Origin of the sequence: Clostridium drakei, from assembly GCF_000633595.2 — a bacterium.
GTDB lineage: Bacteria > Bacillota > Clostridia > Clostridiales > Clostridiaceae > Clostridium_AM > Clostridium_AM drakei.
Genome location: NZ_JIBU02000120.1, coordinates 1 through 443, shown reverse-complemented (window position 1 = coordinate 443; position 443 = coordinate 1). Strand labels below are relative to the sequence as shown.

Genomic DNA, 443 nt, shown 5'->3' with positions numbered 1-443 from the left:
CACCTGAGCGTCAGTCTTCGTCCAGGGGGCCGCCTTCGCCACCGGTATTCCTCCAGATCTCTACGCATTTCACCGCTACACCTGGAATTCTACCCCCCTCTACGAGACTCAAGCTTGCCAGTATCAGATGCAGTTCCCAGGTTGAGCCCGGGGATTTCACATCTGACTTAACAAACCGCCTGCGTGCGCTTTACGCCCAGTAATTCCGATTAACGCTTGCACCCTCCGTATTACCGCGGCTGCTGGCACGGAGTTAGCCGGTGCTTCTTCTGCGGGTAACGTCAATGAGCAAAGGTATTAACTTTACTCCCTTCCTCCCCGCTGAAAGTACTTTACAACCCGAAGGCCTTCTTCATACACGCGGCATGGCTGCATCAGGCTTGCGCCCATTGTGCAATATTCCCCACTGCTGCCTCCCGTAGGAGTCTGGACCGTGTCTCAGT

At 55.3% G+C, this 443-nt stretch carries 1 rRNA gene; it reads right to left on the bottom strand.

The features are described 5' to 3' along the window. A 16S ribosomal RNA gene (locus EG57_RS0225095) occupies positions 1–443 on the bottom strand; the annotation flags it as partial.